Annotated in this window: 19 protein-coding genes; 8 read left to right on the top strand and 11 right to left on the bottom strand. The window is 31.8% G+C overall.

Translation table 11 applies throughout. The features are described 5' to 3' along the window. Positions 1 to 16 precede the first annotated feature (16 nt). A complete protein-coding gene (gene gcvP, locus GKC53_00120; GenBank protein ID QRN40588.1) occupies positions 17 to 2875 on the top strand; it encodes an aminomethyl-transferring glycine dehydrogenase in 2859 nt (952 codons plus the stop codon). Between the two features lie 160 nt (positions 2876 to 3035). Here gcvP and pgsA read toward each other — a convergent pair whose 3' ends face one another. From pgsA to rlmB, 5 genes are all read right to left on the bottom strand, one after another. Further along, positions 3036 to 3632: a CDP-diacylglycerol--glycerol-3-phosphate 3-phosphatidyltransferase gene (pgsA, locus tag GKC53_00125; GenBank protein QRN40589.1), complete on the bottom strand. Its 597-nt coding sequence runs from the start codon at positions 3630 to 3632 to the stop codon at positions 3036 to 3038. 253 nt (positions 3633 to 3885) lie between these two features. After that, positions 3886 to 4428, bottom strand: coding sequence for a hypothetical protein (locus GKC53_00130; GenBank protein ID QRN40590.1), 543 nt, complete (start codon positions 4426 to 4428; stop codon positions 3886 to 3888). A gap of 93 nt (positions 4429 to 4521) precedes the next feature. Continuing rightward, the gene (locus GKC53_00135; GenBank protein QRN41796.1) at positions 4522 to 5436 is read right to left on the bottom strand and encodes a paraslipin; all 915 of its coding nucleotides are present in this window, start codon (positions 5434 to 5436) and stop codon (positions 4522 to 4524) included. 25 nt (positions 5437 to 5461) lie between these two features. Next, positions 5462 to 5893, bottom strand: coding sequence for a hypothetical protein (locus GKC53_00140; GenBank protein QRN40591.1), 432 nt, complete (start codon positions 5891 to 5893; stop codon positions 5462 to 5464). Then, positions 5893 to 6648: a 23S rRNA (guanosine(2251)-2'-O)-methyltransferase RlmB gene (rlmB, locus tag GKC53_00145; GenBank protein QRN40592.1), complete on the bottom strand. Its 756-nt coding sequence runs from the start codon at positions 6646 to 6648 to the stop codon at positions 5893 to 5895. Before rlmB ends, GKC53_00140 begins: the two co-directional genes overlap by 1 nt. Before the next feature lie 174 nt (positions 6649 to 6822). Between rlmB and argS the strand changes: the two genes are divergently transcribed. From argS to purF, 7 genes are read left to right on the top strand one after another with little or no spacing between them, the layout of a single operon-like run. Further along, positions 6823 to 8553, top strand: a complete 1731-nt coding sequence (gene argS / locus GKC53_00150; protein ID QRN40593.1) for an arginine--tRNA ligase — start codon at positions 6823 to 6825, stop codon at positions 8551 to 8553. Between the two features lie 23 nt (positions 8554 to 8576). After that, a complete protein-coding gene (locus tag GKC53_00155) occupies positions 8577 to 8945 on the top strand; it encodes a hypothetical protein (protein QRN40594.1) in 369 nt (122 codons plus the stop codon). Positions 8946 to 8948: 3 nt separating this feature from the next. Further along, positions 8949 to 9374, top strand: a complete 426-nt coding sequence (locus GKC53_00160; protein ID QRN40595.1) for a hypothetical protein — start codon at positions 8949 to 8951, stop codon at positions 9372 to 9374. Then, entirely contained in the window at positions 9375 to 10667 is a 1293-nt protein-coding gene (folC, locus tag GKC53_00165) for a bifunctional tetrahydrofolate synthase/dihydrofolate synthase (GenBank protein QRN40596.1), read from the top strand. Between the two features lie 8 nt (positions 10668 to 10675). Next, the gene (locus GKC53_00170; GenBank protein QRN40597.1) at positions 10676 to 11791 is read left to right on the top strand and encodes a hypothetical protein; all 1116 of its coding nucleotides are present in this window, start codon (positions 10676 to 10678) and stop codon (positions 11789 to 11791) included. 3 nt (positions 11792 to 11794) lie between these two features. Further along, positions 11795 to 12316, top strand: coding sequence for a hypothetical protein (locus GKC53_00175; protein ID QRN40598.1), 522 nt, complete (start codon positions 11795 to 11797; stop codon positions 12314 to 12316). A 17-nt stretch (positions 12317 to 12333) separates the two neighbouring features. Continuing rightward, positions 12334 to 13767: an amidophosphoribosyltransferase gene (gene purF / locus GKC53_00180; GenBank protein ID QRN40599.1), complete on the top strand. Its 1434-nt coding sequence runs from the start codon at positions 12334 to 12336 to the stop codon at positions 13765 to 13767. Between the two features lie 2373 nt (positions 13768 to 16140). On the opposite strand, the gene GKC53_00185 is transcribed toward purF, so the two are convergent. The 6 genes from GKC53_00185 to GKC53_00210 all read right to left on the bottom strand — a co-directional run bounded on the left by GKC53_00185 (position 16141) and on the right by GKC53_00210 (position 21834). Further along, entirely contained in the window at positions 16141 to 16578 is a 438-nt protein-coding gene (locus GKC53_00185) for a hypothetical protein (GenBank protein ID QRN40600.1), read from the bottom strand. A gap of 49 nt (positions 16579 to 16627) precedes the next feature. Next, on the bottom strand, positions 16628 to 17023 hold the full coding sequence (locus GKC53_00190; GenBank protein QRN40601.1) for a DUF4065 domain-containing protein: 396 nt from the start codon (positions 17021 to 17023) through the stop codon (positions 16628 to 16630). 1402 nt (positions 17024 to 18425) lie between these two features. Continuing rightward, complete coding sequence (locus GKC53_00195; protein ID QRN40602.1) at positions 18426 to 19091, bottom strand: NUDIX domain-containing protein; 666 nt, start codon at positions 19089 to 19091, stop codon at positions 18426 to 18428. 414 nt (positions 19092 to 19505) lie between these two features. Further along, positions 19506 to 19820 (bottom strand): Grx4 family monothiol glutaredoxin, encoded by a 315-nt coding sequence (gene grxD, locus GKC53_00200; protein QRN40603.1) that lies wholly within the window; start codon positions 19818 to 19820, stop codon positions 19506 to 19508. A gap of 4 nt (positions 19821 to 19824) precedes the next feature. Then, entirely contained in the window at positions 19825 to 21063 is a 1239-nt protein-coding gene (locus tag GKC53_00205; protein ID QRN40604.1) for a methyltransferase domain-containing protein, read from the bottom strand. Between the two features lie 72 nt (positions 21064 to 21135). Beyond that, positions 21136 to 21834: a hypothetical protein gene (locus tag GKC53_00210; protein ID QRN40605.1), complete on the bottom strand. Its 699-nt coding sequence runs from the start codon at positions 21832 to 21834 to the stop codon at positions 21136 to 21138. Positions 21835 to 21847 lie beyond the last annotated feature (13 nt).

Below are 21847 nucleotides of genomic sequence, written 5' to 3' on the forward strand. Positions count from 1 at the left end.
GCTATGAAGGAATAGAATGAATTTAATAGATATATTTCAAAAACAAGACTTTATTTCACGACATATAGGATCGAGTCTAGATGAACAAAAGGAAATGTTGAGCGTTTTAGGGTTTACTAGTTTGGATGATTTTATTAACCAAGTAATACCTCCTTCTATTAGATTCAAAGGTGAACTAGCTATCAATGAGGCAAAGACAGAAAGAGAAGCTTTGATTGATATTAAGAAAATAGTTTCAAAAAATAAAATATTTAAAAGTTATCTAGGACAGGGTTACTATCCTACTTTTTTACCAACTGTTATTTTAAGAAACTTATTGGAAAATCCTGGTTGGTATACCTCTTATACACCCTACCAGGCAGAGGTGTCACAGGGTCGTTTAGAGGCATTGTTGAACTTTCAGCAGGTATGTATTGATTTAACGGGCATGCCTATTGCTGGAGCTTCTTTATTGGATGAAGCAACAGCAGCTGCAGAGGCTATGTCAATGTCGAAACGAGTTGGGAAAAATAAAACTAACCGATTTTTTGTTGATAGTCGTATTTTCCCTCAGACTTTAGATGTCATTCAGACCAGGGCAAGATATTTTAATTTTGAAATTGTGATAGGTGATGTATCAAAAAATATTGAAGGTAATTATTTTGGAGCGATTATACAATATACAGGTTTAGAGGGTGATATTGTTGCTTTAGAGCCGATCATTTCAAGATTTAAAGACAAAGGTATCATCGTATCAGTTATTGCTGATATTATGAGTTTAGTTCTATTGAAATCGCCAGGAGAATTGGGAGCAGATATCGTATTGGGGAATAGTCAACGTTTTGGTGTTCCTATGAGTTTCGGTGGTCCCCATGCTGCTTTTTTTGCATTCAAAGATGAATATAAGAGAATGGCACCAGGACGTTTAATAGGTGTTTCTGTGGATACAGATGGGCAACTTGCCTTAAGAATGGCTTTGCAAACTAGAGAGCAACATATTCGTCGAGAAAAAGCCACATCTAATATATGTACTGCACAAGCCTTATTAGCTAATATTGCGGGTATGTATGCAGTTTACCATGGACCTAAACGCCTTAAACAAATTGCTAAACGAATTCATTTATTAGCAAGTGCTTTTGCGGATCGAGTTACTGATAATAAGCAAGTGGAATTGAAGCACCAGGTATTTTTTGATACTTTGTGTATTGATTGTAAGGAATACTTTTCAGAGATCGTTGATAAAGCTAAAGAGAATTATATTAATTTAGGTATTTTAAATGAAAATAAGGTCTTAGTTTCTTTTAGTGAACTTTCTAATGAAGAAGATTTTGAAATACTATGTGAAATATTTACACAACAAAAAAGTCACCTTCATAGTAATCCTATTAAAGATCGTTTAAATAATTCATTTTTACGTACAGATGATATTCTGATGCATCCTGTTTTTAATTCATACCATACAGAACATGAAATGTTACGTTATTTAAAAAAATTAGAGAATAAGGATATTTCTTTAACTAGGAGTATGATTTCATTGGGTAGTTGTACCATGAAATTAAATGCTACAAGTGAAATGATCCCCATTACTTGGCCTAAGTTAATGGAAATCCATCCTTTTGCGCCTAAAGAGCAGACAGAGGGCTATTTGGAACTTATTCAAGATTTACAAGAGCAATTAAAAGCAATAACTGGGTTTGATGGGATTTCTGTGCAACCTAATTCTGGGGCTCAAGGAGAATATACAGGATTAGTCCTTATTAGAAGATACCTAGAATCTATTGGTCAAGGGAGTAGAAATATTTGCTTGATTCCTCGTTCAGCACATGGGACAAATCCTGCAAGTGCTCAAATGGCAGGTCTCAAAGTGATCGTTGTAGAATGTGATGAAGCTGGTAATGTTGATCTTGGAGATTTACGAGCAAAAGCAAAACATTATGAAAATGAATTGGCTACATTAATGATTACCTATCCATCGACACATGGTGTGTTTGAGGAAGGGATTGTTGAAATTTGTAATATTATCCATGAGCATGGGGGTCAAGTGTATATGGATGGTGCCAATATGAATGCGCAGGTGGGATTGATGAGACCGGCAGATATTGGTGCGGATATTTTACATATCAATTTACATAAAACATTTTGTATTCCTCATGGTGGTGGAGGGCCTGGTGTAGGGCCTATTGGATTTAAAAAACACTTAGCACCATTTATGCCTAATCATGTCATCTCTCAAGTTATAGATGCAAAACCTAATATGGGTGCTGTAGCTTCTGCACCATATGGTTCTGCAGGAATTTTAGTAATTACTTGGATGTATTTGAGTATGATGGGAAGAGAAGGGCTCCCTCTCGCTACTAAGAATGCATTATTGAATGCAAATTATGTAGCTAAATGTTTGAAAAATGATTTTCCAATTTTGTATACAGGTCAAAATGGATTTGTAGCTCATGAATGTATTGTTGATTTGAGACCCATTAAAGAAGAAACAGGCTTGACTGAAGTAGACTTTGCTAAGCGGTTAATAGACTTCGGTTTTCATGCTCCAACTATGTCTTTTCCAGTTCCAGGTACATTAATGATTGAACCTACGGAAAGTGAAAGTAAACAGGAATTAGATCGTTTTATTGATGCAATGTTACAAATAAAGAAAGAGGTTGATAAAGTCAAAAATAAAGAGTGGACATTAGACGATAATCCATTAGTACATGCACCACATACAGCAAATAGTTTAGTTACTTGTCAGTGGAAACACATTTATTCGAGAGAAGAGGCTGTTTATCCATTAGCATTTGTAAAAGAGAATAAATACTGGCCGAGTGTAAGTCGAGTTAATGATGTTTATGGTGATAAAAACCTAATATGTTCCTGTCCATTGATTGAAGATTACCTTGAGTGATATTACGATCGATCTGTCAGATTTAATATTGAATACGGTACTAGAGAGAGGTTTATAAGTACTGTTTTCAATATTTTTTAAAATAATTTTTATAAAGTAGATGATATCATTTAATCTATAAAAATTAGTATTATTTAAATTAGTATTATTAACCTAAAAGCTAAGCTGTATTATTTGTCCTTAAGTCTAAATAAATTTCTTTCACATAATATGCGAACGAAATAATAGTTAAAATTACGGCGATCACTAAAAAAGTATTTCCTAAATCATGTAGGTTCCAAGCGAAGTAAGGGAACGTCCCAAGCAATAACATTATAATGGCGGTCATTTGAGCTGCCGTTTTCCATTTGCCTATTTTTGCTACTGCAATTACATTACTACGATTTTTACGAGCCATTAACTCTCTTAATGAACTAACACAAATTTCACGACTTATGATAATGATGGCGAGGAAAGCGTAAGTTCTATCCCATCTGACTAGTAAAATGAGAGCGCATGCAACTAACAACTTGTCAGCAACAGGATCTAAAAAAGCACCTAGCTCAGTGGTTTGATTCCATTTTCTAGCAATCATTCCATCTAACCAATCTGTAATTCCTGCAATTGCAAAAGTTAAGGCGGCAGCAAAATTGACTTGAGATTGACTGATAGCACCTTTGGGCAAGAGGACAGGTAGGTAACAAATAATGACAAAGATAGGGATTAGGGCAACTCTTATTGTTGTTAGAATATTAGGGATAGTTAATTTTAATAGCATGAGATTACTCATAAGATTTTACATACTGCTCAAATTGTAACACAAAATTAATAGGACTCTATGAGAAGTGTAGCTTGTTCTTTTGAAAATTTATTTGATGTAATTATTTACTTAAAATAGATAAGTATAAATTTACTAATATGATAATTTATACCTATCTTAAATTTACTCTGAAAATATACATCATATTTTATCAGTTCCACGAATTAAGGTATGTGGGACATACATTGATGATAATTTTCGAATAATAATATTAAAGGCCTCTGTTGGACGGAAAATTATAATTTTTATACAAATGATAAAGTTCTATATTTTTATCAAATAAATGCTGAGTATCTAAGTTATTACATGAAATATCATCAAAGGTAAACTCATTGTTTTCACTATTATAATGAGCGCCAACTGCGGTACGACTAACAGTCTCGATGATAATTTTTTCAATAGATCCCATCAGTTTCTCATCAATATAAGAGACCTCTGTTTTCAAAACATAATTAAGCAAATCAGCTAAATGATTAAAATTGGTGATCGTAAGAAAATCCTTACAAAAGTTTTCGACAGATTTAATTTCAGCAATATCACGATTCTCAATACAATTTTTTAGAAAAATTAAAGTAGTCGTTAAACGAGAAAGTCTAAAAGCAGGATCATTGGTTAAGTTATCCAGTTCGTCAGCTTGTTTATTCATACAGTAAATAAAGTGATAGATCGCTTTGTTTAACCTTAAATACTCTTTTAAGTTACCAAACCCCTTTTGTTCTTCGTTGCTAATATTTAATAATTCTAGTAAGTTCATAGGTATTCCAGTTTGAAAAATAACGATGGTTTTCAGTTTATTAAATCATCGTTATTTTAGCAATAAAATAATTGACTTTAAAAGGTTATCTTTTTACTTATTGATTTTATGACCTTTTACAATTTGTAATCCAGTAGAGACCAAACTGCCAATATCTGCGACATTAGCCGGTAAAATTAAAGTATTGTTAGTTTTAGCTAGGTTTTTAAATGCCTCTACATACTGTTCTGCAATTTTATAATTCACAGCTTCAAATCCTCCAGGATTATTAATTGATTCAGCAACTATCCGAAGAGCATCTGCAGTTGCATTGGCAACTAATCTTAATGATTCAGCCTCACCTGTAGCATGATTAATTTTTGCCTGCTGTTCACCTTCAGACTCTTGAATTGCAGCCTCTCTCTTACCAGAGGCAAGGTTGATTTGTTCTATTTTTAAACCTTCTGAGGTTGCTATTCTTGCTCGTTTTTCTCTTTCTGCAGTAATCTGTGCCTGCATTGCCTGTAATATTTCTTTTGGTGGTACTAAGTCTTTGATCTCATAACGTAAGACCTTTACCCCCCATGATGGTGCTGCTTCATCAAGAGCAGAAACAACTGCTTTGTTGATTTCTTCTCTTTCTTCAAAAGTTTTATCCAGTTCCATACGACCAATGACTGAGCGTAGAGTCGTCTGAGCAAGTTGTGTAATGGCTAATACGTAATTACTTGTTCCATAAGAGGCTAACTTAGGATCAGTGACTTGGAAATAAATAATACCATCTACAGTTAGTTGGGTATTATCACGAGTAATACATATTTGACTGGGTACATCTAAGGGAATTTCTTTTAGGGTGTGCTTATAAGACAACCTATCTATAAAGGGTATGATGATACTTAACCCAGCATACAAAGTTTTATGATATTTTCCGAGTCGTTCAATAACATAAGCTTCTTGTTGGGGAACTACTTTTATGGATTGCCAGCCAATAATGGCAACTACAACTATCAGTAGCAATGCCACTGTCATCACATCATACATACTTATGACCTTTCTAAAATGAAGTTAATTGAATAATTAATGTATTGGCATCTTTACCAATAATACTAGCCTTATCCCCTATTAATGCGGTTTTTGTGTTGTCTTCGAGTACAGCTTTCCATAAGGTTCCTCTATAGTGGACATAGTACCGACCGTCAACAAGTTGTTCTTTTATCACAACCAATTGACCTATATCCAAATCTTGAGGTACATAGCACTTAGAATATTCTTTTTTCTTTTTTTGGTTAATCATTGCAATAATGATCAAACCTATTAATGCAAGTAAAGCTGCAACAGCAGTACTAAGAGCAGGATCAGTATCCGAAAAATAAGTATAAAAGCCAGTTATAAAAAATGCAATTGAAAAAATTAAGCAATAAAAAATACCGGTTGCTAATTCAAAAATCAAAGTAATCACTGCAAGAGTAAACCAAAACCAAATCATTATACTCCTTTCAACTTTAAAAAATGTTGCCTTTTCGTTTCTGATAAAATAATCCCTGTACTAACACTGACATTCAAACTTTCAACAGTCCCATACATAGGGATAGAGATTAAAACATCACAATTTTCTTTTGTTAATCGACGCATACCGGCACCTTCTGAACCTACGATCCAGGCGATACCTAAAGGTAAATTTGCTTCATATAAATTAACATCAGTATTTGTATCAGTTCCATAAATCCAAATTTGTCTTTTTTTTAGCTCCTTTATTGTGCGAACCAAGTTTGTTACGGTGATATAATGAATACTTTCAGCTGCGCCACAAGCAATTTTGCTAACAGTCGTGTTCAAACCTGCACTTTTATCCTTGGGTGCAATGACAGCATGTACTCCCATGGCATCAGCAACTCTTAATATTGCCCCAAGGTTATGAGGATCTGTAATACCATCTAGAATTAGTAGAAAAGGGGGTTCTTGTAGTTGATCTAAGATATCATCAATGTGGGTAAAAGGGGAGGAAGCGTCAATGAAGGCAACGATACCGTTGTGTTTAGTATGCTTACCAGCGATTGCTTGAAGCCTATCAGCCTCCACCCAATACACTCTTATATTTTCTTGATGTGCTTTTTTTATGACATCTCGAGTTCTTTGATCATCTTTTGAATTAAGAACATAAATTTCATACAGACTCTTAGGATTTTGCCATAAACGAGCATTAGTAGCGTGAAAGCCAACGATTAATTTTTTGTTTTTCATAGTTTATTATTTTAACTAACTATAACTTATATATTTTATTTGATTAATTATACATGGAAAAATCTTTTTTAAAAAATTAAGTAAGACCTCCATAAAATAATGTGATAATGTAAGCCAATTTTTTTTGGTATAAAACACAATTGAAATATTTTAAGTATAAAAGGAATTATGTTTATGAATATGAGTGATTTGCTGACAGATATGGCAAAAGAGGCATTTGAACAAGTGGGTATAGGCGAGTATCCTGTTGTTTTGCAACCTGTTAAGAGTCCTCAATTTGGAGACTATCAGATTAATGGGGTAATTGCCGCAGCTAAAAGAATTCAGAGAAATCCTAGAGAATTAGCGGATAAGGTCGTTCAATATTTAGATAAGCAGGATATTATTCAATCATTAGAAGTAGCAGGACCAGGTTTTATTAATATTAGACTGGATGGTCATTTTTTAAATCAACAAGTTAATTTAATGTTAGAAGATAATCGATTAGGGGTGAAGCCTAGTTTGCATGGTAAAAAAATAGTAATTGACTATTCCTCACCTAATTTGGCAAAAGAAATGCATGTAGGTCATTTGCGTTCAACGATTATAGGTGATAGCTTAAATCGAATTTATCAATTTATGGGAGCTAATGTTATTCCCCAAAATCATGTAGGTGACTGGGGGACTCAGTTTGGTATGTTAGTAGCATATTTGATTGAGCAAGAACAAAAAAGTGAATCTGAATTTATTTTATCAGACTTAGAGGTATTCTATCGTCAAGCAAAGAAGAAATTTGATGAGGATAAAAGTTTTGCTGATCTAGCTAGAGGGTATGTTCTTAGATTACAAAATAATGATCCAGAAATTTTAAAGTATTGGAAAAAATTTGTGGAAACTTCTATTGAGCATATACAGGCAATTTACCAACGATTGGGGGTATTACTCACTAGAGATGATATCTTTGGAGAGTCTGAATATAATGAAGAATTACCCAAAATTGTTAATTTATTATTAGAAAAAGGTATTGCAGTAACAGATGATAATGGCACCAAGCTTGTATATTTAGAAGACTTACGAGATGAAAATGATCGGCCAGGTGTATTGATTATTCAAAAGCAGGATGGTGGTTATTTATATGCAACCACAGATTTTGCCTGTTTAAAGACTAATATTCAAGACCACCATGCAACACATTTAATTTATGTGGTTGATTCTAGACAAGAACTACATTTTAAGTCATTGTTTAATATTTCTGAACGAGCTGGTTGGCTACCTGAAAATGTATTAGCAGAGCATGTGGCATTTGGTACAATAATGGGGGACGATGGTAAGCCTTTTAAAACACGTGATGGTAAGACTATTAAGTTAGTCGATTTATTAAATGAAGCAGTATCTAGAGCCAAAGATTTGATTCAAAGTAAAAATCCAGATTTAACCTCAGAATCGATTAATGAAATTGCTGAAGTTGTAGGAATTGGCGCAGTAAAATATGCAGATTTATCTAAAAATCGCTTGAGTGATTATATTTTTAATTGGGATAAGATGCTGTCTTTTGAAGGCAATACAGCACCTTATTTGCAATATGCTTATGCTAGAATTAGTAGTTTATTAAACAAGTCTGGGGTAGAGCCTAAACAGCTGATTCAAGAAGTAGCTTATCGAGAGCGGTTAGAACAACAATTAGCAGTTTCATTATTAAAATTCGAAGAAGTTTTATTGCAAGTTATTGATAGTAGTAACCCTCACTATTTAGCGGGATACCTTTATCAATTGGCAACATTATTTAGTCGATTTTATGAGGCACATGATATTTTGAAAGCACCTGATAAAATTAAATTAGAGCGTTTAGCTTTATCAGACTTAACAGGAAGAATATTGAAGCAAGGCTTGGATTTATTGGGTATTAATGTCTTGAAGCGTATGTAATGTTTATGCAATAGGGGAAAATTATGTTATATGTAGTTGATCGCTCAGCCGTGATTTTAAGGCCAACACAAAAATTTCTGGACTGGTTAAACCAAGCCATTCGTGAAGAGGGAGGTGATATTGAACTGACTTTAGAGCAAGTACAAGCCAATTGTCGAGTTTTTTTAGTGCCACAAAGAGAAACACCAGAGGAAGTGGTTGCTTATGTTGGTGAAAATTATAGTCAGTTATTCGAGTTGGAAGTAGCCAGTTGGTTTGATGATCAGAAATTTTGGCCTAAAAAAATGGATTTACAAACGTTTACAGAATTTTTTCAAGTTGATGTACAAGATGAAGTAGTAGATTTAGTAGATAATGATTTAATGAATAGTTCTTTAGTCAATTCATTTTAACTTATGAATTTAAAAGTAAAATTAAATAGATCTTGGATTTATCTAGGCTTAGTTAATGTATTACATCTTTGGGCATTATTATGTTTTTTCATTTATTATCAAGGGGGTATTAGATGGTTGCAGATTGTATTGATGTTGATAAGTTATGTTTATACGTTGTATGTTCATCATGAGAAGATGTTTAGAGCTTTAGAAATAAAACCAGATAACACTGTATTGTTGCAAAATAAGAATTTGGATTTTATTACTGTCAATTTGAAAAAAATATCTTTTAAAAACAAATATTTTATGATAGTTCAGTGGCAACAAAAAGAACGGAGAATTATACAACTTATTTCTAGAGACATGTGTCGAGAAAAAGAATACCATCGTCTTTTTGTATATTTAAACTGGATGATGCAAGAATTTATAGAAGAAGAAAAGAAATAGATGAAACAGAAATCATTGAAAGAGTGGTTAGATTATTGGTCAATAGTTCATGATGGAAATGAAATAGAACTCGGCTTGGAACGAGTTAACCGAGTAAAAAAACAAATGGATTGGAAAATTCATCAACCTATTGTTATCGTGGGAGGAACAAATGGAAAGGGATCGGTCTGTGCTTTTTTAACTTCTATTTACACTCAAGCAGGTTATCGAGTCGGTACTTTGATTAGCCCTCATTTGTTACATTACAATGAGAGAATTATGATCAATGGGGAGCCAGTAAATGATGAAAAAATTATTGCATCTTTTGAACGGATAGAAACTAAAAGAACAACTGTTTCTTTAACCTATTTTGAAGTCAATGTCTTATCTGCGGTGGATATTTTTGTGCATGAAGAAGTTGATATTATCATTTTAGAGGTTGGTTTAGGTGGTCGATTGGATGCAGTTAATATTTTTGACGCTGATGTTTCAGTTGTGACTAATGTGGATTTAGATCACCAAGAATATTTAGGGGATACTCGAGAAAAAATTGCTTACGAGAAGGCAGGTATTTATCGTTCTAATAGACCTGCTGTTGTAGGTGAAATAAATCCTGATAATGCATTGCTAGGATATATTGATAAAATTAATGCAATTTCATTACGTTTAGGAGTTGATTATTCATACGAATGTTTAGAAAACCAGTGGAATTTTTACTTTAAACCTACTTATCACCAATATGCAAAAGAGCGTCATCGATTTGCTTTACCTATCCCTACATTACGAGGTTCCTATCAGCTAGATAATGCAAGTATTGCTTTATGTGTAATTGAGTGTCTTTATTCTAAAGTACCTGTGAGTACAGGCTCAATTAAGAAAGGTTTATTATTGGTTTCTCATCCTGCTCGATTTCAGATTTTACCAGGAAGGCCGATTGTGGTATTAGATGTTGGGCATAATCCACATGCAGTCAAGGAACTTAGAAAAAACTTTTTACGTTTACCTTTTGCCAAGAAAAAAATTGCAGTTTTTGGTATCTTGGCAGACAAAGATATAGATAATATTTTAGAGATTTTAAAAGATGAATTTGACGAATGGTATATTGCAACTCTGGATACAAATCGTGCTTTACCCTGTGTTGAAATTGAGGAAAAATTATTGCAAAATAATGTTAAAACTGTAAAAGTTTTTAATTCGATTGCTCAAGCATACCATTCTGCCTTAAAAGGTGTTTCAGAAGATGATAGAATAGTTGTTTTTGGCTCTTTCTTTACAGTTGCAGAAGTAATAAAATCATTTAAATATAGCAATTAAGGAAAAATATGAATTCTAGACGAGAAAAATATTTAGAAATTAAAAGAAAGAATAGAGCTCGACTAGTGGTGGTAATTGTTGCTTCTATTGTTATTATTTTATTTTCTTACTTGGTTTTAAAGCCCACGAAGGAAATAAAAATCACCCAAGAGGAAGAAAATGAGGCAGTTGTAACAATTTTAGGACAGGATAATGTTATACAAAATGATAATATTGATCCCCTCATGTCTGAATCTGCTGTGATGTCTGAAGAAGTATCATTTAAATTAAAGATTTTTCAAAATGCAGTGGCTCAAGCTAAAAAATCGGTAGGATCTCCGGAGGTGATAGACAAAAATAGTATTGTGAAAGAAATAGATGAATATGTTGTACAAGGTGCATCTATTTCTAGCCAAGGTAACGATACTGATGATAATACTATTCATAATTCAGTACCCTTGGAGCCAAAGTCTATTGAGTCGTTGATAGAGGATAAACCAAATCATCAAACCAAAGCAGAGAAAGAAAGAACCGATTTTGTTAAGTCAGTAAAACAGGGAGATTTGCAGGCTAACACTAATACCAAAGTTAAGCAAACTAAAAAACAAGTTCAGGTAAAAACTGTTGATACACAAGATAAATCGGCAGTCAATTTAAATCAAGAAACCCCTAGTGATATCACAACCGATATAGGGCAGCTACAAAAAAGTAAAAAAAATAATCAATCTGAAATTAGTGATAACAAAAACCAAACAATGTCTGAACATTCTAGTTCGGGCACTAATAATAGATCTAAATTACCTAATGCTGAGGAAGTGGTTACGAAATCAGTCAGATTAGGAGCCAATAAAGTGCCTGTAACACAATCTACTAAAAAATCAGATAAATCTATACCACAAGAAAATACCCAAACAAAGGGAAAGATTATGACTGTACAAGTGGCATCTTTGAGTGATCCTATTCAGGCACAAGCGTTGAAAAGTCAATTGGCAGGTAAGGGATATCCTGCCCGTGTAGAACGTTATAAAAACCGAGATCAGGTGCTTTATCGCGTAAGAGTTGGTGTTTACAACAATCGTGATCAAGCCATTAGAGTATTATCAAAACTTCAATCTTTAGGCTATTCTGCGACTATTTCTAGATAAAAAATGACAACAATTGATTATGCGATTATTTTTTTAGTTATATTTTTTACTTTACTTGCTTTTAGTCGAGGAATTATTGCAGAGGTTGTATTTATCTTAAAATGGATATTTTCTGTATTTGGTGCGCGATTGATGTATCGATCTTTTTCAGTTTTATTATTTGATTCAATCGAGCCATTATGGCTTAAACAAACTTTAGGTTTTGGTATTTTCTTTTTAATTATTTATACTATTCTAAATTTTTTTGCTCGAGGGTTGACTCGTATTGTACATTTTTTAGGATTAGGTGGTGTGAATCATTTTTTAGGAATTATTTTTGGGTGGATAAAAGGGGTGATAGTTGTAACTGTATTAGTTTTCATAGGTAATTATACTAATATCGTGCAATTTGAAGTATGGCAAAATTCCGTATTAATACCTTATTTTAATGAATTAATTATAGCAGTTTCACCTTTTGTGCGAGATATGTTAGAGAGTAAAGTCAACATATCAAATTTAAATTCGATTTTATTTCAAACTAACTAACTAAGGATAAAGAAGTTATGTGTGGTATCTTGGGAATTATGAGTCATAGGGCAGTTAATCAGGAATTATATGATGGACTACAGATGTTGCAACATAGGGGACAGGATGCCGCAGGTATTTTAACCACCGATGGTTCTGTTTTTCATAGCCATAAAGGGCAAGGATTGGTCAGAGATGTATTTAGAACACGTAATATGAGAGATCTATTAGGAAATTTTGGAATTGCACATGTTCGATACCCGACAGCAGGAAACAAGAGCTCTGAAGCTAGTGAAGAATCCCAACCTTTTTATGTGAATTCTCCATTTGGTATTGCTTTGGCACACAATGGTAATTTAATTAATGTCGATAGTTTAATGCAAAATATAGTCAATAATGATCTAAGACATATTAATACTAGTTCAGACTCAGAGTTATTATTAAATGTTTTTGCTCATGAGTTGGAGAGCCAAGTTTTTGGTGTAATTCTAACCAAAGAAAATATTTTTAATGCGGTTAGTTGTGTGCATAATCGAGTACGAGGGGCTTATGCTGTTGTTGCCATGATTGCAGGTTATGGTATGGTAGCTTTTAGAGATCCTTTTGGAATTCGCCCCTTGATTTTGGGTGAACGTAAAAATCAGGATGGGACAATTGATTATTGTGTAGCATCTGAATCACTAGCATTGATACATTTGGATTTTAAGATAGTAAGAGATTTAAAGCCTGGTGAAGCAATTTTTATAGATTTTAATGGTAATTTTTATGCTTATGATTGTAAAAAGAATACACGGTTAGTGCCTTGCTTATTTGAATACGTTTATTTTTCTAGGCCAGATTCAGTAGTGAATGGTGTATCCGTTTATCAAGCAAGATTAGATATGGGTATGATTTTGGCAGATAAAATAAAAGAGGAAATTAAAGACGAGCCTATCGATGTTATTATGCCTGTTCCTGATACTAGTCGACCTATTGCTTTGCAGTTGGCTCAGCATTTAAATATACCTTATAGAGAAGGGTTAATAAAGAATCGTTATATTGGACGTACCTTTATTATGCCGGGTCAAGCAGTGCGAAAGCGTTCTGTAAAGCATAAATTGAGTCCTGTAGAAATCGAATTTAAAGACAAGAATGTTTTATTGGTAGATGATTCTATTGTGAGAGGTACAACTAGTCGAGAAATTGTGGATATGGCTAGGATATCGGGGGCAAAGAAAGTATTTATGGCATCCGCAGCGCCTGAAGTTCGTTATCCAAATGTATATGGTATTGATATGCCTTCTAAAGAGGAATTAATTGCTCATGACCGTACAGTTTTAGAAATTGCTCAAGAAATCGGAGTGGATGGCTTAGTGTTTCAAAATTTAGATGATTTGGTTAATGTCATTAGAAAATTGAATCCTGAAATTGATGATTTAGATACTTCTTGTTTTGATGGCAAATATGTTACTGGTGGTGTTGATTTCAACTAATAGCAAGATGGATTTTTTATTGGCAGGGGCAATATTAATTACTTTGAAAATGTACTAAGGTGGTGTTATTTATTATGTAGCAATTGACAAAGAGTTATTGATTGAGAGTCTTAAGATTCTTATTGAAATTCTAGCGCTCATCATAAATTTTTTTATAGTAGAAAATTACTTGATTTCACAATTGGTTAACTAAGTTGATAGAAAGAACATTTACTGCATTGGTACTTAAATTTGAGTATTCATAAACTAGTAATAGTTCTTGGCAGGTAAATAGGAGGTATTTTTATTTAAAGAGATTGGTTACTTAGAATATTATTCCTCACATTCAATAATTGCTCTATCTTTGGTTATAATTTTAATTTTTACTGTCATTTAAAAGGGTATTATCTATACCAAATCTCGCCTCTACTTTCCCCCTCTGCTAATAACCAATAAAATTCTGTGAAGACTTAGTTTGGAGGTAACATTGAGTGTTTTTTACATTATTTATCCTATTCCTATACAATTTTTTGGCTTAACATATAGTTATTTTTTTCTGTGGTTGGATTCCTATTGACCCTTCAAAATGAGCAAAGAAAGATTCGAAAAGTTATTGGTTATGCTGTCTAATTAGACAACATTCTTGTGAATAGGTTACTCGCCATGAAACATAGTCGAAACAAGATTCTTACGCTAGATATTTTCTATTATAAATATTGCTATTAGGTTTCACTGTTGTGTGAAATTAAGCATGTCAATTAGTATTTCTTTTTTGATTCACAATCACAATACTTCTATCTGTCCCTTGTTATAAATAAAATATCTTTATTATTAGATCGTTGATGGATACTTTTTGGTAAGGGTTATTTTTATGTTGATAATACTTTTTATGTTCATCTATTCTATGATGGTGTAATCCTTTAGGATGAATATAGTAATTGAGGTTATGTACTGTTTAATTATTTGATATTTTTGATTGTATTTAAGGTTTCTCTGAATTTTTGTAAACAAGTGCTCAAGTGTTCTTTTATGAGATACCTAAATTGGTAAGAGGATATTCAACTATTAAAATACCATTTATTTTTATGAGGCCATAAAATGGTGGTAAGAATTTGGTGTACAGAGAGCTTGATGAAATATAAATTATGTATGCAGTGATTAAGAGAAAAATTGCTATTGTCAGTGAGATTTAATGAAATGGTCTTCGTTACAATTATCATATCTTGGATAACTGATTTTATTTATATTTTTCAACGATCTTTTTTTATCAGGGGGGGGATAAAATCTTGGTATCAGTAAACTGTATAATTTGTGTAAGTGATCAATTACATATTTGCATGGATGGATAAAACTGGTGTGACAATAGTCTCTTTATTAAAACTCTTAAATTTTTAAGTCTTTTTAGGGTTGGAAACAATCAAAAGGCCGTAATTATCTGTTGATTATTGAATTTTTTTTTTTTTTTTTTTTTTTTTTTTTTGATAAATACAATATGCAATCGATAGTAACTTACATTCATTCTTTTTTACATAAATTGAATATAGTCAGATTTGGTTTTATCATAAAATATGTAATACGTATGAATTCATTCCAATTAGCCCATATTATTATGTTAGTAGTATTGAAAATACAGGCTTGGCATAGTTCGGTAGCATTAAGTTCAAATGATTATCCGACTTAGTTTTACATTTATCGTGTAAATCAACCTGGAAATCCTCCATCATTTGTTAGGTCAAAAAGGTAATTGATAGTATTCAATTTTTGGATGATACAGAATGTTATTCTGAAAATACCCTCTGTTTGAAATGATATATCCCTCATGCTTTCATTGATTATTTTTATTATGAGATGATTAAAACAGACTTTATTGGACATGTCATTCTTGACGATTGGTTTCTGAGTGAAAAAAATTTGTATATATGTTAATTATTATTATTGTACAAGGTACAATAGCCTTATAGGCCATGAATTAAATTGTTATATATGGTGAATTATCACGTGTGAGATACCAGATACATCTCTGATAAAATAGAAGTTACTTCTTGTAATCTATTACCAGATGAATAAATTTTGCTTACATTGAACATATATTACCATTAATAAATTAAACACTGCTCTTGATAGTAAAAAAATTTTTCATATCAAAGACGTAATTTATTTTTTATACATTTTATTGTTAAAAAATATTGTCAGTTCCAGTATTAGAATGTTTAGAGAGGCTTTTTATGAGATCATGACAAATTAATGAGTTATACGGTGAAGATACAAAAAATGACCCATTTTAAAACCGAATTATAGAGCTAGAAATATTTGTTTGGACTTAGTAAATTAGTAGGAAAGATGGAATAAAATTACTTCCACTACATGGAAAAACATACTAGATCAAGTATTAGGTCAATGTTGATACAAAGAATAATCTCTATCTAGCCAAAGTATATGGTATATCTGACCTTCCCTATATCCTACCATTGGTTTCTTTGAACAAAATCTAAAAGCTAACAAAGTAATATTTTGTTCAATAATAAAATCTGGTACTGGACACCCTTTTATCGCCGAATAATTGATTTTTTCAGCGCCCAACTTATGTCGATGAACATTCTTCAATTCTTGGCAAGTACTTTGACTTAATTTATCAAGTGTACGTATCAGGGATATTTTTTCCTTATCATTACATGCATCCAAGCAGTAGTGTTTCTCTTGCATTTGATGAAAAGAAAATACGGGACGCTTCTTGTCATTATTTCCATCAGTTGATAAGCCCGCTTGTGACAGTCGAACCTTACCTTTCTTCCTAGATATAGCAGTAATATTTTTCTTTATCTTCTTAGGCATAATTATTCTGTTAATGTAAGAAAATATCCCTTTAAAGCTTCATGAGAAATCACCTCGATACCTGATGATCAGCGTCTCTCCACGGAGCCTCCTCATGTGTCATGTTTCTTAGTTTCCAAGCAGAGAATTGACCATACACATCATAGACATCATCAAGTAACTTTTTATCTTCTTCAGAAAAATTATTATGATTTATATTTAAATCATCAGTAGGTAAAGCCCCACTCCCATATTTTCTATATTTATCATACAGTTCCTTGACAACAGGGCCATGCTTCCAAGCCCGAATTTCCTCTTTAAAGAGAGGTCTATTATTTATAGCTAAAGAGAAACCTTGCGCATAGTACACCAATTTTTGAATCTTTAAATTAGAGATCAAATCTCCACTGTCTTCTTGATCACATAACGATAGAAAATAATCAGCGACTTCATAACAAGTTAACATAGTTACATCCCCCCAACGTTTATAAAAGAACCATCGACACAATCAGTCTATCAAGTATAATCATATTAATTTCTGACTCTTAAACACCTATCCCCATTAAGATCGGATATTTGTAAGATATTATTAATTAAGTGAATTCCATAAGAAACCCGAGTTCAAATCTATCACAGATTCACTCTTAAAGTAAATAAGCATTTATGTTGTAAAAAAATCAAAAAAATAGTGTCTCTGTTACTATATGTCATTCTTATTTAAGTTGCTTTGATTTTCGTTATATCAAATATCTGTTTTTCATTAATATTGTAATGTAAGTATTTGTCTTGGTACTAAATTATTCTTTGTTTGTAAAGTTCATACATTACTTTTTTTATTAAATATTTGTATCGATTATTTACTTCGAGATAGGAAATTAAGAATATATTCTCATCCATTCTCATTGTATAAGGAGTAATTGAATATAATCCCTCATATAATAATTATCTTATCTAAATATCTGAGAAATCAGATAAGATCAAATCTTATTGAGAGATTTTTGACGAAGTAATTTTGCCGTGTCATGATGTTTTTTGATAACCCTAAAATCAAAGTCGGGATTAATGCCTATTAAGATATTGTAAAAGAGCTAATCTTGTGTATGTTAAAAATTTCTTTCATTCAATAAGCTCTCTCTTGTTAGAAAGGATAGAATTTTTCTATCACACTTTCCTAAGTAATTTTTAGTAAAATTAAGGTAAATTTTGGTATGAAAATCTCTATCGAATTTTAATGAGAATTATTGTTTTTTTTAAATTAGGATTTTTATAACGCTATACAATTCTGTACTAAATAAATTCATTATCAACTAAAATATATTCTATTAATGGTTACCACAATTATTCATAATTATTAACTTTATTATTAACTTTTGTTAACTTTTTTAAAAACAATGATCATCGAATTCAATTAATTATTAGAAAGAATGTCTAATATAACTAAATTAATCTATGGCTACGAATATAAGCTACTATACAAATAAGAAAGAACAGCTTATTTTATAATTTGCTGTTTTAATATTTTTATATGCTTAAAATGACAAGTTTAATTTTTCATTAAATTGAAGAAAAAAAGTTATTGAACTAATTCAATTAAAATACTAATTACATTTTACATTTTACATTTTTATAATTTATATTTGTTAACTAATTGAATTTTATTGAACTACCATAGATTATGTGAATAAAAAGTTAATTAGATTAAAATATGGAAAAGATATGAAAAAAATAGCTTTGTCGTTGGTAGTCATGTTTTGTTTAGTCAATTGTGCCAGTATGAGAAATGGATCAGGTCATTTGGAAATGTATGGACAAATACAAGGTGGTGTTGAACGTATTATGGTTAAATAAGTTGCTAGTACGATAAAGAGTTATCTTCTATATTTAACGTATGTTTTAGCTAAAAAGTATAAAATTTCTGCAGTTAACCCCCATATATGTTTTCCATGATAATCAATGGATACAATTTTGATTGGTAACCTACTGGTTGAGGGGTAGGGATTAAAGGAATACCGATCAGGATTAAGCAATATTTGGCAGGGTGCTGTAAATATTTCTTTGACTTCGTTAACATTTTTATTTTGGTCTTTGGGGTATCTATCTATGATACCCAAAGTAGGGTAAACCTCATAATTAGTTGGAGACTTGATCTTTTTCAGTACACCGTAAGTTCTAATATAGTCTCGGCTAATACCAATTTCTTCTTCAGTTTCTCGGATAGCTGTTCTAGAAATTATTTTATCGTTCTTCTGCCGTTTCCCTCCTGGAAATGAAATTTGGTTAGAGTGGTGTTTTAATTGTGCGGCACGTTCAGTGAAAATAATTTCATACTCCTGTGTTGATTTTCTAAAGTAAAATCCAACCAAAACACCTGCTTGAATGGGATTATTTAATGAAAAATGTAATAAAGAATTTCGAACCCAATACCTTACATTCCAATGAGGTAAAGTACAAAAAATAAAAAAATTGATTAAATCTTGTTCATTACTAAAAGTAAAATTTATCTTATTGATACTTTTGTTCCAAAATTCCATCACACCAACGTCTCCCAGTTTAGGAACATTAATTCAGTCAAATAACATATCCAAAGAAACTTTGTATAGATAGGAATCATAGATTATGTTTGTATATTTTCTCAAATCCCTAGGGTGTGTAAAACAACTACTACAATTTTTGTATCCTGTGACAACCTTTTTTATAAGTCAATATTGTTTATATGTAGCTATATGGTATCAACAATTAAGGAAGTATGGTGTTAGTATCATTCAAGAAGCATACGTAGGCACTAGCGTTGCCTTTTTACCATACGAGTTAACTATACTTATTTTGTGCTGGGTTAAATTTTATGTAACTATTTGAATTATCGTAAGTATTAAAATTTTTAGCGTTCAACAAGGTTAATCTATAAGTTATTTATAAGGGTAACATAATGATTATGTATATTCATTAAGTTAAATATTCTCCAGTAAAGGTTGTAGTTCATTTTCTTCATACATTTCCATCATGATATCCGATCCCCCAATAAATTTACCATCAACATATAGCTGGGGTATTGTTGGCCAATCTGAGTATATTTTAATTCCTTCCCTAATTTCATTATTTTCAAGTACATTAACGGTAAAAAAATCTTGGCAACCACAAGCGTATAAGATCTCAACTGCACGAGAAGAGAAACCACATTGTGGGAACTGTTTGGTTCCTTTCATAAACAGAACTACAGGATGTTCTTGAATAATTTTAATAATTTCTTCTTGCATAATATTTATTCCTTTAATTTTTCTTCATAATGGCAATATAAAAACCATCGGTTTGCGTTAATAGTGGGTTCAAGTAAATACCCATGTCATTTTTGTTCATTGTAATGCCAGAAAGGTATTTTTGGCAATCAATCAACTGATAGTTGGTATGAGACCTTAAAAATTTTTGAATAATGTATTCATTTTCTTGAGGTAGAATACTACAAGTAGCATAAACTAGTTTTCCACTAGAATGACATAGTTTTTCTGCCTCATTAAGAATAGATAATTGTTTTTCAGTCATTTTCTGTATAGTAGATGGGCTATTTCTATACTTTAAATCAGGCTGTCGTCTGATAGTCCCTAAGCCAGAGCAAGGTGCATCGATTAGAATAATATCATATTTCTGTTGGAATTTTCTCAGTTTCTCATCTTTTTCGTTTTGAATTAGGATAGGGTATATATTATTAAGTTTTGATTTTTTTAGGCGAAGTTTGAGTTGATTTAAACGATTAGCTTCTACATCGAAAGCATAAATACTACCGCGGTTGTTTAACATTGCACCTATGGCTAATGTTTTTCCACCTGTACCAGCACAAAAATCAATAATGTTTTGATTTTTTTTGGGTTGTGATAAATAAGCAATTAATTGGCTTCCCTCATCTTGAATTTCAAATAATCCTTCCTTATAAAAAGGATACTGTGTTAATCTGGGATGATTTCCTTGTAGGCGGATACCCCAGGGAGAGTAAGGTGTCTTCGTGCTCAAAATATTATTTTCTTTTAGCTTTTGAATTAATTCATCACGTTTGATTTTGATAGTATTCGTTCGAATATCGACAGGAGCTGTATTTTTTAGAGATTGCCCTAATTCTATAATATCTTGATTATTTAATTTCTCGGATAATAACTGTACTATCCACATAGGTAATTCAGCCTGTTCATTAACTGCCACTGAATTTTGTTGATAATCTAAAAAATCCTCCAATAAGTCAATATAGTATAAATCTTTATGTTCGTAGAAAGCTAAACCTACGGCAATATTGATTTGGTTTACGAGAGACAATTTTTGCGTTTTTACTAAATAGCCTTGTATAGTTTCTCTATTTCTAAGTAGAGTATAAATGCTATCGCTTATAAAATGTCTATCTTGTTTCCCTAGATTTTGATGTTTTCTAAAATACTTTGTCAGTAACCATTCTGTGGTATTTTCAAAGTAGAGTACTTGCTGTGCTATTGTTTGTAGATGTTGGTAACGGGCTAGATTTTGCATAGATTTTCTATTCAACTAATATTTGTTACAATCATACAGAAATTTTTTCTGAAACTTTATTGGGGAGGGGTACTATAAAATTTTTTTACCGTCTATAGTAATACTTGTGGCGATGAATTCAATATCATATAGTTTATTTCTCAATTTCATATATACTGGCAAATTATTATATTGTTTTGAATAACCTATTTGTATAGGTGTTTTACTGCCTTTAATTTTTGCCAAGTCATAGAGTTCAATTGGTATAAGTTTCTTGGCAATAGCGATATTTCTACTTTGTTTAATTGTACTAATATTCGAGTTTCCAGCATGAATGAGATAAATTCCTTTACCAGTAGTGAGTTGAAAAGTATCTAAGGGTAGATTAGGATTAAAGGCTATTTCCCAGACTAACGAGATAGAGTCATAGCTTTTTCCAATGATCTGAGCTTTTTTGGGAGTGTTTATTTTACCATAGGTGACTTGCTTTGTTGACGGATTAAAAAGTGCAGAAGATACGAGATGTCCATTTCTAGATTCACTAAATTTATATGTATTTAAATGGTTATTATTTATAGTACCATTTGATTGGTAGATTATTTTATACATAGGAAGATTAGTAATATGAGCAATATTATAGTTATGTTTAGTGCTAGAAAACTTCATAGTACTTTTAGTGCCACCAGAACCTGAAAATTCAATACTCACCTTTTTAGGAATTGTTATATTGCCGGAGAAGCTCATAACAGGAAGAATGACCAATAGTGTTGGTAATTTAATATATTTAAACATAATACAACCTTTA

The organism is Neisseriaceae bacterium, from assembly GCA_016864895.1.
Lineage (GTDB): Bacteria > Pseudomonadota > Gammaproteobacteria > Burkholderiales > Neisseriaceae > QFNR01.

What these genes read in the sequence shown, in the direction of transcription:
- gcvP (QRN40588.1), top strand. Translation starts at nt 17, where the DNA reads ATGAATTTAATAGATATATTTCAAAAACAAGACTTTATTTCACGACAT.
- pgsA (QRN40589.1), bottom strand. Translation starts at nt 3,632, where the DNA reads ATGCTATTAAAATTAACTATCCCTAATATTCTAACAACAATAAGAGTT.
- GKC53_00130 (QRN40590.1), bottom strand. Translation starts at nt 4,428, where the DNA reads ATGAACTTACTAGAATTATTAAATATTAGCAACGAAGAACAAAAGGGG.
- GKC53_00135 (QRN41796.1), bottom strand. Translation starts at nt 5,436, where the DNA reads ATGACAGTGGCATTGCTACTGATAGTTGTAGTTGCCATTATTGGCTGG.
- GKC53_00140 (QRN40591.1), bottom strand. Translation starts at nt 5,893, where the DNA reads ATGATTTGGTTTTGGTTTACTCTTGCAGTGATTACTTTGATTTTTGAA.
- rlmB (QRN40592.1), bottom strand. Translation starts at nt 6,648, where the DNA reads ATGAAAAACAAAAAATTAATCGTTGGCTTTCACGCTACTAATGCTCGT.
- argS (QRN40593.1), top strand. Translation starts at nt 6,823, where the DNA reads ATGAATATGAGTGATTTGCTGACAGATATGGCAAAAGAGGCATTTGAA.
- GKC53_00155 (QRN40594.1), top strand. Translation starts at nt 8,577, where the DNA reads ATGTTATATGTAGTTGATCGCTCAGCCGTGATTTTAAGGCCAACACAA.
- GKC53_00160 (QRN40595.1), top strand. Translation starts at nt 8,949, where the DNA reads ATGAATTTAAAAGTAAAATTAAATAGATCTTGGATTTATCTAGGCTTA.
- folC (QRN40596.1), top strand. Translation starts at nt 9,375, where the DNA reads ATGAAACAGAAATCATTGAAAGAGTGGTTAGATTATTGGTCAATAGTT.
- GKC53_00170 (QRN40597.1), top strand. Translation starts at nt 10,676, where the DNA reads ATGAATTCTAGACGAGAAAAATATTTAGAAATTAAAAGAAAGAATAGA.
- GKC53_00175 (QRN40598.1), top strand. Translation starts at nt 11,795, where the DNA reads ATGACAACAATTGATTATGCGATTATTTTTTTAGTTATATTTTTTACT.
- purF (QRN40599.1), top strand. Translation starts at nt 12,334, where the DNA reads ATGTGTGGTATCTTGGGAATTATGAGTCATAGGGCAGTTAATCAGGAA.
- GKC53_00185 (QRN40600.1), bottom strand. Translation starts at nt 16,578, where the DNA reads ATGCCTAAGAAGATAAAGAAAAATATTACTGCTATATCTAGGAAGAAA.
- GKC53_00190 (QRN40601.1), bottom strand. Translation starts at nt 17,023, where the DNA reads ATGTTAACTTGTTATGAAGTCGCTGATTATTTTCTATCGTTATGTGAT.
- GKC53_00205 (QRN40604.1), bottom strand. Translation starts at nt 21,063, where the DNA reads ATGCAAAATCTAGCCCGTTACCAACATCTACAAACAATAGCACAGCAA.
- GKC53_00210 (QRN40605.1), bottom strand. Translation starts at nt 21,834, where the DNA reads ATGTTTAAATATATTAAATTACCAACACTATTGGTCATTCTTCCTGTT.